This is a genomic window from Ignavibacteriales bacterium, assembly GCA_026390795.1.
Lineage (GTDB): Bacteria > Bacteroidota > Ignavibacteria > Ignavibacteriales > Melioribacteraceae > Fen-1258.
Map to the genome: position 1 here is coordinate 25,239 of JAPLFG010000001.1, position 17,747 is coordinate 42,985.

The window sequence follows — 17,747 nt, forward strand, 5'->3', positions numbered from 1 at the left end:
CTTCATATTGGCGGTTATTGGTCTTGCTCTTTACGCATGTCATCAAGCATATTTTGTATAGATCAAATCAGCTTAATACATGTTGAATAAATCTAAAAAGGTCACCCGTTCCGGTGACCTTTTTTCTTTATAAAAGGATTCAGTTCTTTTAGTTTCTCATTATTTTCCGCAATACTTAAAATAGATCGACTATCAGAATTTATCTATTTAGTTCCTAAGCAGAATGTTTTACGGTTCTCAATTCCGTCCAAGTGAAGATCCCGTCATTTTTAGGACGCTTCATCATCTTAATCAATATATATAATTGATTTAAATAAAATTTATAAAGATCGAACGTACCGGTTCAGCGGCGGTGTTTTACAGTCCGCTGATACCGGTTGTTAGTTCAATGTTTTTTTAAGTCAAGCCAAAAATTGATATTGACATGTTTGTTACACTCAGATGACGTCGAAGCGGTCAAGGTTCATTACTTTATTCCAGGCACCGACGAAGTCACGCACAAACTTCTCTTTTGCATCATCCTGAGCATAAACCTCCGCCAGAGCACGCAGCTGCGAATTCGATCCGAAAACAAGATCCACTCGGGTTCCAGACCATTTGAGTTCGCCCGTCTTACGATCGCGTCCTTCAAAAGTTTCGCCTAGATCTGACGATGGTTTCCACACAATGTTCATATCGAGCAGGTTAACAAAAAAGTCGTTGGTTAGTTTCCCAATTTGTTTTGTAAACACACCGAGTTTCGATTGATCAGCATTGGTGCCTAATACCCTCATTCCGCCAACTAGCACAGTCATCTCCGGTGCACTCAATGTAAGTAGTTGTGCTTTGTCCACCAGCATTTCTTCAGCCGGAACGGTGTATGCCGTTTTTTGGTAATTGCGGAAACCGTCGGCCTCAGGTTCCAGAACAGAAAATGACTCGATATCAGTCTGGTCTTGCGAGGCATCCGTGCGTCCCGGAGTGAATGGAACGACGACAACTTGCCCGGCATCCTTAGCTGCTGCTTCAACTGCCGCACAACCAGCTAAAACAATCAGATCAGCAATTGAGACTTTCTTGCCGTCCTTCTTAGAATTATTGAAAGTTTTCTGAATGCTTTCGAGGATTCCAAGAACTTTGGCAAGTTGTGCAGGCTGGTTAGCTTTCCAATCCTTTTGCGGTACTAATCGAATCCGTGCACCGTTAGCGCCACCGCGCTTGTCCGAGCCACGGAAAGTAGAAGCCGAAGACCATGCCGTAGATACCAGTTCTGCGATTGATAATCCGGAAGACAAAATCTTGATTTTGAGATCTGCGATATCTTTTGCATCTATCACTGGATGATCGATAGTAGGAACCGGGTCCTGCCAAATTAAATCTTCTGCCGGAACTTCTGGACCGAGATAACGTGCTTTAGGTCCCATGTCACGGTGAGTCAATTTAAACCATGCTCTCGCGAATGCATCTGCGAATGCTTTAGGATCTTTGTGGTAGCGGCGTGAAATTGGTTCGTAGATCGGATCGAATCGCAATGATAAATCTGCAGTAGTCATCATCGGTCTGTTTTTTTTCGCGGGATCGTGAGCATCAGGAATCATGTGTTCTTCCTTTACATCTTTAGCCATCCATTGCCATGCACCAGCAGGACTTTTAACCAGCTCCCACTCATATCCGAAAAGGATGTCGAAATAGCCCATATCCCATTTTGTAGGATTCGGTTTCCATGCTCCTTCTATACCACTGGATGTTGTATGTACTCCCTTACCAGTCTCAAATTTATTTATCCAGCCTAATCCCTGCTGTTCGATAGGTGCAGCTTCCGGTTCTGGTCCCACGAATTTCGGGTCGCCCGCGCCGTGCGTTTTTCCAAATGTATGTCCCCCTGCTGTGAGAGCAACAGTTTCTTCGTCATTCATAGCCATACGGGCGAATGTTTCACGTACATCGCGTCCGGAAGCGACAGGGTCGGGATTACCGTTCGGGCCTTCGGGGTTCACATAGATAAGTCCCATCTGCACAGCGGCTAAAGGATTTTCAAGTTCGCGGTCACCGCTATATCGTTTATCACCCAGCCAAGTATTTTCGTTGCCCCAGTAAATGTCCTCTTGGGGCTGCCATATATCTTCCCGGCCACCGCCGAAGCCGAAGGTCTTAAATCCCATCGACTCTAATGCGCAGTTCCCTGCCATGATCATCAGGTCAGCCCATGAAATTTTATTACCATACTTTTGTTTAACAGGCCATAGCAGGCGACGTGCTTTGTCCAAATTGATGTTATCGGGCCAGCTGTTAACAGGTGCAAAACGCTGATTGCCGTTACCGCCTCCGCCGCGTCCGTCGGCTGTGCGGTAGGTACCAGCACTATGCCATGCCATGCGGATAAAAAGACCGCCGTAATGTCCCCAATCGGCGGGCCACCAATCTTGCGAGTCTGTCATTAAAGCATAAAGATCTTTCTTCAATGCGGCCAGATCAAGTTTTTTAAATTCCGCTGCGTAATTAAAGCCGGGACCCATCGGATTGGAAGCTGGCGCATGCTGATGAAGTATTCCCAGATTTAATCGGTTGGGCCACCAATCACTATTCGATGTCCCTCTACCGGCAGAAGTCGTACCGGACTTGCCCGTTACGGGGCATTTGCTTTCTTCATTCATATTTGTTCTCCTCTAACTTATTCGTTTATTGATCTAATGTTTTTTTGTTATCACCGCCCATTGATTGCGGACGGCGCGTTGGTTTAATTTCAGCGAATAGTTTTGTAGGATCAACTTTCTCAATCACACATTTATTAATGACTTTAATATATTTACACAATACCTACGAATTCAAAAAACTTGTTCGATTACATTTTATTGTTCTTAAAAGTGCCAATGATCTGAAGCTTTATATCCTTTACTTTGAAGTTGGGTATCTTCTTCTTCGAAAAATATTTTTCAAGCAAACTAATCAGCTCATCATCAAAAAAATCTTCGATACGTTCTGTGTTTTCGCAATATAAATGATGATGTTTTTCAAGTACCGCATCATAACGCATTACATCTTTTTCAGTCTTTACTTTTTTGACCAATCCTTTCTCAACAAATGTTTCCAATGTTTTATAGATTGTTCCAACAGCGATATTAGGATGATGTTTAAGCACGTACTCTGTGATTTTATCTGCAGCAGGATGATTCTGTAAATCGTTCAGAGCATCAAGTACTGCCATTCTCTGAGGCGTAACCTTTAGTTGGCTATTTTTTAAGTCAATTTTGTGTTTTTCTTTATTCATAGATAATTATTATTAAATAGGAATCATTCTTAACTACAATACATAATAATTTATAAAATATCAAGCTAGACGATATAAAATGAGGATATCGAATGAGTTGTTAACAAGGTTTCACATTATTAGAAAATCTACGACTTTTCTAGGACGTCTCGTTCAAAAAGTTTCGATCTTGATTCATTAGCTAATAAAAAAACCGACTGCAACGAATCCTTGATTCTCACTGTAGAAAAAAATCGGTATTAGCGAATGAATTATATTTCACGATCTACAGTATTTAAGTGCAGTTTGTATGTACGAATTATTGTGGGGTTCCTCAAGTTTGAAGAGGGACTAATCATTTATAAGGAGTAGTAAAACTTAGTTCTAAGCAAGGTAATTCCGAAGGTTATTTCTAAGCTATGGGCGAAACTCATACAATACCGATGGAAAAATGTAAAGTTAAACTCGGCGATATTATAATAGAGATTAATCTGAATTACTGTAAACTGCAGAGATTGATTTATTGATCGGAGATGCTTCAAAAGCAAAAAGAGAATTAGGACGAGAGTCTAAAAATCAATTTGAAGAATTGATTAGATAATGATCAAGGCGGATTTGGAGAAGGTCGCTGTGAGAGGGTATTAGAATGATTAAACCTGTCATACTAACTATTGTTTTACATCGAATTAAATGGAACCTTGCCCATCTTCAGAACCCCATCTCAAACTACGAGTGATTGAAAGTCCTAATGGATGAATAAAGAGTTCTACATTTTTAGTCTACTCCTTGGTATTGGATGAGGTTTAGAAAATCCTCTTATTGAATATGTTAGCTATTGTGAATTCATATATTAGTAAGTAGATTCCATTTGGCGGTTAATTAATAATATTCAAGATTTGTTATGAAAATTATAAAAATATTCGGTATAGAGTTATCGGATAAAATAAAAATTTGTGGTGAATGTGAGCGGATTAAAAAACGTAAATTCAGAAAAACATCACTCAGTCTGAGGCAAAATAAAGAACGTAATTGTTTCTGTGTATATAAAAAGTATTTTCTATTTAATTATCAAGTCATACACACCAAGAAGACTTTCAGCAATATTGAAAAAGCTGAAGATGAGTATTTAGAAATGTGTAATCAAATCATGCCAAAGATGAAAAAATTTTAGTGCAAATTCTTCTCCATTTTCAAAACTCAAGCCTTAATTAACAGATGCAGAAAAATCGATAAGAATTTAGTAAGTCTGATTATTATTTTTTTTCAGATTCATCTGTTTTCTTTTCTTTTCCTTCACGAATTATCTTTTTATCATCTCTCCGGTTCAACTTATTTTCATCTTGTTTTTGCTTTTTCAAATCATTTTTCTCAATCTGTTTCTTCTCCGTCTTTATAACAGGCTCTTTAATTTTTCTTGCCTCGTCATTTATCATAACCGGTCTTGTGGTTCTCACCGTATCCTCTTTCAAAATAACCCGTGTCTTGGTTCGTACGGCATCGTTATTTATAATCACGGGTGGACGCGATTCCGGAATCACTACTTTTTTACGGTCTACCGGTTTTCTCTCCTGTTCATTCGGATTTAATATTGGTTTTTCGTCCTGGTGTTTTGGTTCAACCTTATCGTCTTTTGATTTGGTTGGAGGAACATTTTGAGGCGGGTTATTCCTATTTCTTTCGCCATCATTAGACCTGTTGGATGGTGGTACGGGTTGTTGCGGATAATTCTTCTCTACAGACGGAGGAGGAACATTAATTTGATTATCCCTTGGTTTTGTAGGAGTGTCGTTCTGGTGATTACGTTCTATTATTTTCACTCTAGTTAAATCTCGCTTGCCTCCCCGAACATTTTCGGTCTGGGTATTAACCGGAGCAATATTTCTTCCGGTTGCATGTCTAATATTATCCGGATTAGGTGAGTTGTTCATTTTCCAATCACGTCTATTCTTGAGTGTGCTGTTTGAAACACGGTATTTATTTATCTCACGATTATCAAAATCCTTAGTATGAACAATCCTCCAAACCCTGCTTCCGTTATTATCGTATGCTGTGGGAAGATTCCAGCCATTCGGCGGAATCGGTGCCCATCCAATGTAATCGTCCTGAGTAATCCAGTTCACTCGCGAAGGGGACCATTCATATCCTGGTGACCAAACCCAGCCGTCGAAATCGGTGAATGCCCACGATCCGTAATGATATACTATCCAGCCGTAAGGTTCATCCGAAAACCACATCCAACCTCTATCGGTTAATTCCCACTGACCGTTATCGTATGGACTCCAGTCGTTTCCCACATTTGGTCGCCAAACATTCCCCAGTTCCGGTACATTGATCCATTGACCGTATATGTCCAATTCCGAAAATGAATTTCTCGGCTCATCGTAATTGGAAACCGAATACATCATTGTCCCGCAACCGGTATTTAAAATAAGAAGAAGAGAAAATACCGCGATTAATATCGTTATCTTTTTCATTTTGATCCTCCGTTCCAATCTTTTGTTTTTACATCATGCTCACTGCGCAACTAAATCAATCTTTTTTTAGTTATGTAATACATTTTCAAAATATTTATAATACTTTTCTAATAAAACGCTCGTTTAATAATTGCAGCAAAAACTTTATGAAGAAAACCGCATTTTTATTGAGAAATAGTACGAATAAATGATCTCACTTTTAATAGAGCAAAAGAACGAAAAAAGAACTACATCTTTTGTTGAGTAAAGGAGATAGAAAGACTAACTGATTTTTGTAGCCTTATCATTTTCGGTCTGATATGAATTGACCGCCATTCTCTCAATCAGATCGAACTTCCCTTAAAAAAACTTTGGCCGATCTTCTCTATTTTTATTTATTCACGGAATATTTGAAAAAATTTGATCATCAAAATTTTTTCCATTTAATAATGGCAGAGTAAAGTTGCGGTTTATTGATTTAGTTTTATAATTTACTTCGGAATTTTAATCGGTATAACAGTTCAAGCCAAGAACTATGAAAACAAAAAATTTAAGACGTAAATTAATAGGAAAAAAACCGATCAATTTTATTTGCATTGTTGGAATCGCGTTATTATGCCTATCATGTAAATTAACAGATAGTAAAAATAATCCAGCCGCACCAACAAATTTTAAAAATGTCCGTTACGTAGTCAATATGATAAGTTCCTCAACTTTTGCAAATCCAATAATCAGTTATACAAATGCAAATGGAGGAACTTCACAATTACAGGGGATGAATCTTGATGCCTCGGTGCAGGTGGAAGTAGGATTAAGCGCGACATTATCGGCAAGTTGTACCGGAAGTTACAACCCGGCAAATTTAAATGCGTCGGCAGCAATAAATTTAAAATTGTACGTCAATGATTCTCTTAAAGCCGAGGCAAATGATTTCCAAACAGATCCGTTATCAAGTGTTACCGCATCCGCGACACGCAGTTACAAAATCAAGTAATGGGAGAGGTTAAAAATTCTCTTCCCATCAAATATCAATCCACAATATTATCGCCATTGATTTAATAAATAGAGTATTGAGTCTAATTGTTTATGAAGTGCGATTAGTAAATACAACGATAATTCTTAACTTAAAAATTAAATCTCATCTGAAATAACATCATCGCTCATATCAAATTGATTAAACAAGCTGTCTTGTATCTCGATAATAAAAACAGATAGAAGGTCAAATGATTCGGAAATTTTGTTAGACACCTTATAAACATTAAAGGACGAATAAATAACCCAGTCATCTCATGTGGATCTGTTTCGAAAGATCAAGTAATCATTCCTATAATAGATTGTAGATTATGAATATTTCAGTAACAAGAAAAAATATAAAAATTATTCCAGATCCAAGCCGGGTGATTGCCCGCTTTCTTGATATTAGTGACGAAAGGAAAATAGATGTAATCAGAAAAGTTCTGGCTATGCCTGAATACGAAGTAGACCTTGCAATAGGTCAACTGCTGAAAGGATATTCGAATCGACACAGAAATATTTCGGCGATATTTGAAAAACATTTTAACAGACTGAACCATTTGTTGGAATATTTAGGAATAATAACGGACGATGTTAATCAATCGAGAAAATTACTTATTGGTTCCTATTTCACTATGGAATATTCAATTGAATCGGCTGCTTTTTTTAATCCGTCCATTGTTGAAGCTCCCGATCAGTCCGGATTAGAACAGCATGAGAAAAGAGTTATTTTTAGTTTCAGGGCAACCGGCGAAGGACATGTTTCTTCTATTGTTTTTCGTTCTGCCATTATTGACCGGTATGATAATCTGGTTATCGAACCAGTCGGTAGAATGTTATCGGAAGCGGATCAAATAAAAAATAATAATTACGACAAAGAGCTTTTTATAAATAAGCTCGTTGAGATGGGGGATTTCAGAAATAATATTTTTGCGGTTTTGGTATTGGAAAAATTGGGAGAGAGTTTTACCTACGACGAATTGAAAAGAGCTGTCGAAGAAATTAGAATTGCACATCAGCTTTCGGCAGATAAAGATTTAATTATTACTCAAATGATTTGGTTAGCAAAATCTCATTACGAACTTGAATTCTCGGTAGATTCAGCTATTTCGGAGAGAGTTATTTTTCCGATCTCAGAAACTGAAAAGAAAGGGATCGAAGATGCACGTTTTGTTAAATTCACAGACGATAACGGCGATGTAATTTACTATGCGACCTACACCGCATATGATGGAATTTCCATTTTACCGAAGTTACTGGAGACCAAAGATTTCTATTATTTCAAAGTATTACCAATTCATGGTGAAATTGCTCAGAACAAAGGGATGGCACTCTTTCCAAGAAAGATAAATGGTAAATATGCTATGCTTTGTAGGATTGATGGAATAAATAATTTTATAGCATTCTCGGATACTATAAATGTTTGGCGTGAAGCAAAAATTATTCAAGAACCAAAATATCCATGGGAATTGGTTCAAGTCGGAAATTGCGGCTCACCGATCGAAACGGATGAAGGATGGTTGATAATTACTCATGGAGTGGGACCAATGAGGGAATACGTATTGGGAGCTTCATTGTACGAACTTGATAATCCTTCGAAAGAAATTGGCAGACTCAAAGCACCTTTGTTAACCCCTAATGAAGAAGAAAGGGAAGGATACGTTCCAAATGTTGTCTACTCTTGCGGTTCCATGTTACACTTCGATAATCTGATAATTCCTTATGCCATGTCAGACTATGCTTCTACTTACGCTTCTATAAATGTAAATGAACTTTTGAATGAACTTAAAAACTCAAATTAGCTGAACACTTCACTTCGGTAAATGGAAAGTAATTTCTTAATAGTAGCTAACACCAAAGAAGTAATCCTTTTTTCATCCCTTCGCTTGATTGAATTGAGATGGATTTATTTATATAATTATTACACACACAAAATATAAATAACCCAGCTGCAAATTAAGCAGTTTTTACGGCTGGGTTTTTTTCTAAATATTTTTTGCACCTTTTAGGTATACGAAGTTTTTGATCAGTGCTTTTGAATCACTAAAAGATGTAGTCCCTTTTTCATCCCTATGGTGTATTGTAGAGTTGTTTAATTCTGGGTAACGTAGTGTGCTTAGAGAACCACTCAAGTTCAGGAGTCAATAAAAGCACAGGTTGTTACAATGGAAAAGATTAATAATAAAAAAATAATTAAATCAGGTAGTAAGCCCGCTCTTTCAAAAATTAATTTGAATTCCGCTGACGAAGTAAGTGAATTCGCCGAAAATTTAATCAATACTGTACGTGAACCTTTACTCGCATTGGATCAAGAATTAAGAGTAGTTAAAGCCAGCCGTTCATTCTATGATTTCTTCAAAGTAAATGCAGATGAAACTATCGGAACACTTATATATGATCTGGGAAATCAACAATGGAATATTCCGAAACTGAGAGAACTTCTGGAGACTATTCTTCCCGAAAAAACAACATTCGATAATTATGAAGTTGAGCATGATTTTTCAACAATCGGCAAACGTATCATGTTATTGAATGCCAGGCAAATTGAAAGGGGACTTGGAGGAAAATCGAGAATAATTCTTCTTGCGATTGAAGATATCACCGAACGCAAGGGGATCGAATCCGGACTGGAAAAGACGCGCAAAGAACTAGAGGTGATTAAAATAACTGCTGATGAAGTGAGTGAATTTGCAGAAAACATAATCAACACAGTCCGCGAACCTTTGCTTTTGCTGGATAGAGAATTAAGAGTAGTAAAAGCCAGCCACTCGTTCTTTGATTTTTTCAAGGTAAGTACTGATGAAACAATCGGTACACTAATATATGATCTTGGAAATCGGCAATGGAATATACCTAAACTGAGAGAACTTCTGGAGACCATCCTTCCTGAAAAAACAACTTTTGATAACTATGAAGTTGAACATGATTTTTCTACAATTGGTAAACGAATTATGCTTCTGAATGCCCGGAAAATTCATAGAGGATCGGAGAAGGAGCAGATTATTCTTCTTGCCATTGAGGATATAACAGAGCGAAAAAGGATTGAAGCCGGATTAGAAAAAACCCGCAAAGAACTTGAGGTGATTAAAATATCCGCTGATGAAGTGAGTGAATTTGCCGAAAACTTAATCAACACTGTACGCGAACCTTTACTTGCATTGGATCATGAGTTAAGAGTAGTTAAAGCCAGCCGTTCATTCTATGATTTCTTCAAAGTAGATGCAGATGAAACAATTGGAACACTGATTTATGATCTTGGAAATCGTCAATGGAATATTCCAAAACTGAGAGAACTTCTGGAGACCATCCTTCCGGAAAAAACAACATTCGATAATTATGAAGTTGAACATGATTTTTCAACAATCGGTAAACGCATCATGTTATTGAATGCCCGTCAAATTGAAAGAGGGCTTGGAGGAAAATCGAGAATAATCCTACTTGCCATTGAAGACATTACAGAACGGAAAAAAAATGAGAACGAACTTTCAAAGGCAAAAGCAGAAGCCGAACGGGCAAATGTTGCAAAGAGTGAATTCCTTTCGCGTATGAGTCACGAACTTAGAACACCAATGAATTCGATTCTCGGTTTTGCACAATTGATGAATATGGGTGAACTCAACGCCGCCAATAAAAAAGGGGTTGACCACATAATGAAAAGCGGAAAGCATCTGCTCGATCTGATAAATGAAGTACTGGATCTCTCAAAAATTGAAGCGGGAAAGGTTACAGTTTCATTAGAACCAGTTCAATTGCGCGGAATAATTCTCGAAACAATGGACATTATCCGTCCGCTCGTCTTAAAAACTGATATTAAACTTGAATTGATTAATTCACAATGCAATGATCTCTTTGTTAAAGCAGACCGTCAAAAGTTAGGGCAGGTACTTCTTAACTTAGTTAACAACGCGGTAAAGTATAACAGGGTTGGAGGATCGGTAAAAGTAGAGTGCGCGGAAATCAACGGGAAAGAGGAAATTAGGATTAGTATAATAGATACCGGAAAAGGTATTCTACCCGAAGAGATTCATAAACTTTTTAATCCATTCCAAAGAATTGGATCTGAGATTTCGGAAATTGAAGGGACAGGACTTGGATTAGTAGTTGCTAAAAAATTGATGGAAGCTATGCATGGAAAGATTGGAGTTGAAAGTATAGTGGGGGAAGGAAGTACATTTTGGATTGAATTGAAGCAAATTGAAGGCCAGATTGAACTGTATGAACAATCAGGGGCTCTAATTAAACCGGAATCCGAGAAAGCTGTTTTAGATGGAACGCTTTTATATATAGAAGATAATATTTCAAACATAGAACTTGTTGAGCAGATTATAGACACCCATCGCCCGGCTATCCGTTTGATAACAGAAATGTATGGGAAAAATGCAGTACAATTGGCTAAGGAGTATAAACCGAATTTAATTCTTCTTGATCTGAATCTGCCAGATATTCACGGAAGTGAAGTATTAAAACTTTTGCAAGCCGAGCCGGATATTGCTGCGATACCGGTGATTATACTGAGCGCAGATGCAATGCCCAGGGAAATTAAAAAGTCGATAGAATCCGGAGCGAGAAAATATTTGACAAAACCATTAGAGGTTATTGAGTTTTTGAAAACAGTGGATGAAATCTTTAATGTAGTTAATAAGTAACGGTAAACAATTTATACCTATCGAAAATAAAATGGAGATAAATATATGATTGATTCAACGCTAAAGAATGCAAGCATACTAATTGTTGACGATCAACAGGATAATATTGATGTTCTAACCGGACTGCTTGATGTGAAAGGTTTTACAAACTATACTACAACAAGTGACCCCAGACAAGTTTTTAAATTATTCGATGAATTAAAACCGGATTTACTATTGCTTGATCTGAAGATGCCCAGCATTAGCGGTTATGAAGTAATGATGCAATTGAAAGCTCTTATTCCAGCCAATACTTACTTTCCAATATTAGTACTTACAGCCGATATAACACCGGAGACTAAACAAAAAGCGCTTGCCGGAGGCGCAAGTGATTTTATCTCAAAACCGTTTGATTTGATAGAAATTGATCTTCGAATAAAAAATTTACTTAGAGCCCGATATCTTCACCAGCAATTAGAAAATCAAAAACAGATTGTGGAAGAGAGGGTAAAAGAAAGAACTAAAGAACTTGAAAAGGCAAACATAGAATTGAAAGTCGCTAAAGAAAAAGCCGAACACTCAGATAAAATGAAATCAGAATTAATTAGTACGATGTCGCTGAAAGAAAATCAAACTAATTACCCCGAACAAATAGGTGGATCAACAAAAGCTGATGTTGAGAGTAAGCGGAATGTCAAAACTATTTTGTATATCGAAGATGATCTTTCGGAAATAGAACTAGTTGTACAGATTTTAGAAACCCATCGTCCGGCGATTAAATTGATAACGAATACATTTGGTAAAAATGCGGTTCAATTTGCGATTGATTATTCACCTCACTTAATACTGCTCGATCTCAATCTACAGGATCTGCACGGTAGTGAAGTAATCAAACTTTTACATTCAGAACCAAAGACAGCAGAAATACCGATTATTATTATCAGCGCATATGCTATGAGTCGGCAAATTGAAATATTACTTACTGACGGAGCCAAAGATTATTTAATGAAGCCGATTGATATAGAACATTTTTTGAGAATCATGGATGAGAAACTAAATAAAAGTGGAAGTTAGAATTATTTGTTCTTGTTTAAAACTCTTTCAGCGTTTAAATATGAAATCGTAGTAACATGATTATATTTTAAGAACGGGACTTTCAAATGTTTTTGATTACAAGGTAATAAACAATAGAAAACGGCAACAAAAACCAAACTAAATAAAAAAGCGGTGAACATGGGAGAAAATTGTTACTTGGAAAATTTTCTAACTTTGAAAAAACTATTCTGTTTATGGAATTGTATCAAATCTATGGTTATTTTCATCACATCTGATAATTCAAAAGACACTATCAATAATATTTAATTGATTAATTAAGGAGACCAAAATGAAAAATTATTTATTTTTCATTTTTATTTTGCTGATCGGAACGATTATTACCGGCAGCATTGATGCACAGAACTTTAAGGTAAAAAAATATAGTATCGGGGGTGAAGGGGGCACTGATTATCTTACTGCAGAACCGGGAACTGGTAGAATATTTGTTTCTCGCGGCACTCACGTCATGGTCCTAGATGGAAATAACGGGACTGTGATAGGAGATATTCCCGAGACCCCCCGCACTCATGGAATAGCCCTCGTACAAAAATATAATCACGGCTTTACAACTAACAGCGGAGATTCAACAGTTTCAATGTTCAATCTCAAAACTCTTTCTGTAATTAAAAAGATAAAAATTCCCGCCGGAGGGTTAGACGGGATAATGTACGATGATTTTTCAGACCGGATAATTCTTACCAATCACAGTAAACCCGGAACTGCGACTGCTCTAGATCCGGAAACCGGGGCGATTACCGGACAAGCAGAATTAGAAGATAATGCACCGGAAGGAGCAGCGAGCAACGGTAAGGGAAAACTTTTTGTTAATAACGAAAGCAAAAATACAATCCAGGTAATTGATGCAAAGAAAATGAAAGTTCTTACATCCTGGTCCCTTTCTCCATGCGAAGGACCGACCGGAATTGCATATGATCGCAAAACAAATCGGATTTTTTCTGGATGCGGAAATTATTCTGCTGTAGTTAATGCCGAAACTGGTAAAATAGTTGCTACCATTCCTAACGGCGATGGTGTTGATGCACTAGGATATGATCCATCCGAGAAATTAATTTATATTCCGGCTGGACGAGACAGCAGCGTCACGATTGTTCATCAGGATTCACCCGATAAATATACTGTTGTTGCAAAGGTGACAACAATGACAGGAGCTAAAACAATTTCTGTGGATCCCTTAAAACATATTGCTTACTTATTCCAACCGCAATACGGACCTGCACCTGCAAACACAACTCAAGGAGCAGGAGGACGCCGTCCTCGCGGACCGGTTATCGGGGCATATTTATTTGTGATTAGTCATTGATTAAATCGTTTTATTTTTCAAGAAGCTCTTTGTAAAATGGAAAGAGTGAGAATAATTCTCACTCTTCATAACATAGCACCAAGTTAATATTGAAAAAGTAACTAGTGAGGAATAAAATCTTATATTCTAACGTTAATGAAATTGTTGTAAAGCTCTGTGCGACAATTTTAATTTTTATCTGAGTATTTCCAAAATTATTTAATTCAATGTAAAAATTGTTGCAATAATATTTTCAAAAAGTAAAAGAAACAAAATTCAGTAGGATTTATCTCTATAACAGTTTATTAATGTAGTCCTCATAAACTGAAATCGAATTTAGTCCTTGAAAGCTTGCGACAATCATTCCATTCTTATCAATAATGAATGACGTTGGTATTGAGTTGATACCGCCGTACCTTTCAGTAACATCCGTATCGGCATAAACAACGGGGTAGTTAATCCAATTCTGCTGTACGAATGGAATTACATCTTCTTTTGTATCTGTATCAACAGAAACGCCGACAACTTCAAATCCTCTTGGCCCATACTTTCTTTTTAGCGAAATTAAATCGGGAATACCTCTTCTACACGGAGAGCACCAGGTAGCCCAAAAATCAACTATAACTACTTTCCCTTTGTAATCTGAGAGTTTAAGATGTTTACCATCGACTGTCGTTAAATTAAAATTAGGTGAAGCAACAGGTTTATTCCCAATCGAGCCTGCGTAATTAGAGGGGAGCGAACCATCACTTTCTCCTTGACCAAATAACGATTTGCTATTATTTAATAAAAGAAGAAAAACTATAATTCCAAAAATTGAAACGGTGTAAATAAATTTCCTATTTCTTTGGAAAAATGATGGAGAATATTTCTTTTTTCCTAAAGTTTTTTTACTCATCTCTGCCTCACGTTTTATTTTTATGAAAAATTCACTCTTTCACTTATATAAAAGCTCATTTCAATAGAATACAAATAGCTGCTCTATTTCATCAATTTGATGCTTCATGGAGTAAAAGGATTCTAATATCCTCCGATTAAAGAAATTCGGAAAACGATAAATGAAGTAGGGAATAAATCCGGAATATCATGGGATACAATCAAAGGAGGAACTGAGTAATCAAATTAACCGAATTAAGCATCGGCGCGGTTCATTTGAACCGCGCCGATTATTTTAATGGAGAATCATTTTTTCTTTTCCGCGGATTGATTTGACAGAGTTTGAAGAGCTTGCTGTAATTTTTCAAGTTCTTTTGCAGCTTCAGAAAACTTTTTATCGGCATTCAGCTTTAAATAATTATTAAAAGCATCGTTTGCCGCTTTAATCTGTCCCGGAAGTTGAGACACCGTGATTGGTGCACTGTTTTCCGTTTGGGATAAATTTTTGATAACCGGTGACTTAGAAAATAAACCATTGAGCGCTTCATCAAAAGTTTTTGCATAACTCATATTATCTCCATGCATCACGACTACAATTCGAAGTTCGGGATAGGCGGCAGTTTCCGCTTGAAGATAGATTGGTTCGACATAAAAAAGTGTATTATTAACAGGTATTGCAAGGACATTTCCTCTAATTACTTTAGAGCCATGCTGATCCCACAAAGTAAGTTGTCCGGATAGAAAACTGTCCTGATCAATTTTTGATTCAACCTGCTGGGGTCCGAGCACCATTTTATCTTTTGAGAATTGGTAAGCCACAAACTTTCCATAATTTTCCGCATCACACATACCGGCAATCCACCCTATAAGAACCTGCCTGTTCTTGGGAGTAAAGGGGCACATTAATACAAATTGCTGCTTTGTTGTACCAGGCTGCTGCCACATTATATAATACGGTTCAACAGGCTGTACTTGACTGTAATATTTATCCGTCGCACGAATCCAAAGGTCTTCCTGATTATAGAAAACAGTTGGATCTGTCATATGATATTTTTCGTAGACAATTCCCTGTGTTAGAAGCATATCAATTGGATACCTTAGATGAGTCAAAAGGTCTTTCGGCATTTGATTTTTAGTCTTAAAAAGATCCGGGAAAATATTGTTCCAGACTTTTATGATGGGGTCTTCAGTATCCATAATATAAAAATTAACTTTACCGTCGTAAGCATTTATAACAGCTTTAACTGAATTGCGAATGTAATTCACTCCTTCAAGGTATTCACTCATTTGATTCGTGAGCACCCGTGTATTATTTCCTTCTTTATACTGAATATTTTCTGTTGTTGAGAACGGTTGGCTGTAAGGAAAATATTCGGAAGTGGTATAAGCGTCAATCATCCAATATAATTTTCCCTCTGAGAGTACTAGGTAAGGATCTTTGTCAAATTGGAGAAAAGGTGCCAGCAATTTAACTCGCTCCGTAATTTGTCTATGAAACATAAATCGGCTTTTATTTGTCGGGTAATCGGAAAATAAAAAGTTTGTTCCGTCAAACTTCCAGCCGTACAAAAATTTTCTCCAGAAGTTTGAAAGTTCTACGCCTCCGGTTCCTGCATAATTTGTATAAACGTTTTCTTCACCGCTTGGGTAATCAAATTCTTTTACTTTTGAATTAGTAATAACCGGCGTAATAGTTCTTTCACCAAAATAAATTTGCGGTTGCTTAACTTCCAGAGATTTAGACTCCGTTACCGGGGGAATATCTTTTATTAGTAGATGCGGCAACCCTTCGGGAGTAAATTCGCTTACGCCTGCCATTGTTAAACCGTAACCATGTGTATATTGAAACCGTTTATTCACAAAGGTCTGACTTTGTTGGGGCAAGTTATCAAGATTAATCTCTCGTGCCGAAACCATAACCTGTCTATCTTTTCCATCAATATTATAACGGTCAACATCAACATCGGTAAATTCATAATAAAGACGCATCGTTTGGAATTGTCTATAAACAGCATCCAGCGCTTTCCAATCCCACAATCGTATATTTGAAAACAAATTTGGGTTTTCATTAATTGTCCCTTGATTCAATGTCCCGTTCATGGGATATTCTTTTTCTTCAACTTTATTTAAGCCGAAACCGAAGCGGGTAAATTCAATATTATTTTGAATATAAGGGCGTTCATAAGTTATTTCGTTTGGTTTAACTACAAGCCAATTGAATGCTCTTGGTAAAATATCGAAGGCAAGGATCCAAATAATTAGAATCGAGATACCGGTAACTACGAGAACTACAATATGAGATCGATCCTGTACGATGTGAAATTTTTTAAATAAATATTTTTGTAGCCTCATTCTTATATTCGGGACGATAAGAGCAATGCTGAATAAAATCATTATAATTATAACAACTGTAATAGCGGGAAGAAGAATATTTTCATCGGTCCAGCTCATACCGGAAGCAACACCGGTTGTAGAATACATTAAATGATATCTGCTTAAAAATCTCTCTGCAGCAATGATCAGAATAAAAACAAAAGAATTTAAGTAGAGAGGGAAGTAAAACCGTTTTGAAGTTATCTCACCTTCCTTAGGAATGTAAAACAATATATTATTCTCAGTTAAACGAACAAATGAAGCAATGAATAATGAAATGAGTGAAATTAGAGATAAAAGGAAAAAAAGCTCTATGAGAGAGTCATAAAAAGGTAACGAAAAAAGATAAAAACCAACATCTTTACCAAGAATTGGATCTTTTAAACCGGTATTGACCCCGTACCAATATTTTAGAATTATTTCCCAATGAGAATAGCCCCAATAACCGCCTATTACAATACCTAATAATCTTGAGAGTGTGCTGATTATTCGATGATTTTTCGAAATTCGCAACGTTAATAGAAATACTACAATTAACCCAATGAAAGCCCCGGCAATTGCAAGTAAACCATTTGAATTTACAACCGTCCAGAACGGAGTACCGTAGCCGAGATTTTCGAACCAGAGAGCCTCGCCCCAAAAATCCATAAACCAAAAGAATAATAGAGTTAATACGGCGAGAACAACTCCAAAATATTTTTTTAATTTCTGTCCCTTTCGGACGCCTGTAACAAATAGAAATAGAGACAACCCCAATAAAATTAGTAACAATGCAATGTACATTT

Annotated in this window: 11 protein-coding genes; 6 read left to right on the forward strand and 5 right to left on the reverse strand. The window is 37.0% G+C overall.

Annotation, left to right across the window (positions count from 1 at the left end; genetic code table 11):
• Positions 1 to 437: 437 nt before the first annotated feature.
• Together katG and NTX65_00085 are read right to left on the reverse strand one after the other, a co-directional pair.
• Positions 438 to 2,633: a catalase/peroxidase HPI gene (gene katG, locus NTX65_00080; GenBank protein ID MCX6167710.1), complete on the reverse strand. Its 2,196-nt coding sequence runs from the start codon at positions 2,631 to 2,633 to the stop codon at positions 438 to 440.
• A 188-nt stretch (positions 2,634 to 2,821) separates the two neighbouring features.
• A complete protein-coding gene (locus tag NTX65_00085) occupies positions 2,822 to 3,247 on the reverse strand; it encodes a transcriptional repressor (GenBank protein MCX6167711.1) in 426 nt (141 codons plus the stop codon).
• 880 nt (positions 3,248 to 4,127) lie between these two features.
• Between NTX65_00085 and NTX65_00090 the strand changes: the two genes are divergently transcribed.
• Positions 4,128 to 4,397, forward strand: coding sequence for a hypothetical protein (locus tag NTX65_00090; GenBank protein ID MCX6167712.1), 270 nt, complete (start codon positions 4,128 to 4,130; stop codon positions 4,395 to 4,397).
• 82 nt (positions 4,398 to 4,479) lie between these two features.
• Here NTX65_00090 and NTX65_00095 read toward each other — a convergent pair whose 3' ends face one another.
• Positions 4,480 to 5,700 (reverse strand): hypothetical protein, encoded by a 1,221-nt coding sequence (locus tag NTX65_00095; GenBank protein MCX6167713.1) that lies wholly within the window; start codon positions 5,698 to 5,700, stop codon positions 4,480 to 4,482.
• A 514-nt stretch (positions 5,701 to 6,214) separates the two neighbouring features.
• Between NTX65_00095 and NTX65_00100 the strand changes: the two genes are divergently transcribed.
• From NTX65_00100 to NTX65_00120, 5 genes are all read left to right on the forward strand, one after another.
• Positions 6,215 to 6,673, forward strand: a complete 459-nt coding sequence (locus NTX65_00100; GenBank protein MCX6167714.1) for a hypothetical protein — start codon at positions 6,215 to 6,217, stop codon at positions 6,671 to 6,673.
• A gap of 349 nt (positions 6,674 to 7,022) precedes the next feature.
• Positions 7,023 to 8,495, forward strand: coding sequence for a glycoside hydrolase family 130 protein (locus NTX65_00105; protein ID MCX6167715.1), 1,473 nt, complete (start codon positions 7,023 to 7,025; stop codon positions 8,493 to 8,495).
• 363 nt (positions 8,496 to 8,858) lie between these two features.
• Positions 8,859 to 11,339 carry an ATP-binding protein gene (locus NTX65_00110; protein MCX6167716.1) on the forward strand — a complete coding sequence of 827 codons (2,481 nt, stop codon included), beginning with the start codon at positions 8,859 to 8,861 and terminating at the stop codon, positions 11,337 to 11,339.
• 45 nt (positions 11,340 to 11,384) lie between these two features.
• Positions 11,385 to 12,392 carry a response regulator gene (locus NTX65_00115; GenBank protein MCX6167717.1) on the forward strand — a complete coding sequence of 336 codons (1,008 nt, stop codon included), beginning with the start codon at positions 11,385 to 11,387 and terminating at the stop codon, positions 12,390 to 12,392.
• Between the two features lie 310 nt (positions 12,393 to 12,702).
• Positions 12,703 to 13,734 (forward strand): hypothetical protein, encoded by a 1,032-nt coding sequence (locus NTX65_00120; GenBank protein MCX6167718.1) that lies wholly within the window; start codon positions 12,703 to 12,705, stop codon positions 13,732 to 13,734.
• Positions 13,735 to 14,005: 271 nt separating this feature from the next.
• Here NTX65_00120 and NTX65_00125 read toward each other — a convergent pair whose 3' ends face one another.
• Positions 14,006 to 14,611, reverse strand: coding sequence for a TlpA disulfide reductase family protein (locus tag NTX65_00125; protein ID MCX6167719.1), 606 nt, complete (start codon positions 14,609 to 14,611; stop codon positions 14,006 to 14,008).
• Between the two features lie 284 nt (positions 14,612 to 14,895).
• The gene (locus tag NTX65_00130; GenBank protein ID MCX6167720.1) at positions 14,896 to 17,745 is read right to left on the reverse strand and encodes a UPF0182 family protein; all 2,850 of its coding nucleotides are present in this window, start codon (positions 17,743 to 17,745) and stop codon (positions 14,896 to 14,898) included.
• Positions 17,746 to 17,747 lie beyond the last annotated feature (2 nt).

Bases quoted from the DNA above. Each gene is read 5' to 3' on its own strand.
- NTX65_00120 (MCX6167718.1), top strand. From the start codon at position 12,703: ATGAAAAATTATTTATTTTTCATTTTTATTTTGCTGATCGGAACGATT.
- NTX65_00085 (MCX6167711.1), bottom strand. From the start codon at position 3,247: ATGAATAAAGAAAAACACAAAATTGACTTAAAAAATAGCCAACTAAAG.
- NTX65_00090 (MCX6167712.1), top strand. From the start codon at position 4,128: ATGAAAATTATAAAAATATTCGGTATAGAGTTATCGGATAAAATAAAA.
- NTX65_00100 (MCX6167714.1), top strand. From the start codon at position 6,215: ATGAAAACAAAAAATTTAAGACGTAAATTAATAGGAAAAAAACCGATC.
- NTX65_00115 (MCX6167717.1), top strand. From the start codon at position 11,385: ATGATTGATTCAACGCTAAAGAATGCAAGCATACTAATTGTTGACGAT.
- katG (MCX6167710.1), bottom strand. From the start codon at position 2,633: ATGAATGAAGAAAGCAAATGCCCCGTAACGGGCAAGTCCGGTACGACT.
- NTX65_00095 (MCX6167713.1), bottom strand. From the start codon at position 5,700: ATGAAAAAGATAACGATATTAATCGCGGTATTTTCTCTTCTTCTTATT.
- NTX65_00130 (MCX6167720.1), bottom strand. From the start codon at position 17,745: ATGTACATTGCATTGTTACTAATTTTATTGGGGTTGTCTCTATTTCTA.
- NTX65_00110 (MCX6167716.1), top strand. From the start codon at position 8,859: ATGGAAAAGATTAATAATAAAAAAATAATTAAATCAGGTAGTAAGCCC.
- NTX65_00125 (MCX6167719.1), bottom strand. From the start codon at position 14,611: ATGAGTAAAAAAACTTTAGGAAAAAAGAAATATTCTCCATCATTTTTC.
- NTX65_00105 (MCX6167715.1), top strand. From the start codon at position 7,023: ATGAATATTTCAGTAACAAGAAAAAATATAAAAATTATTCCAGATCCA.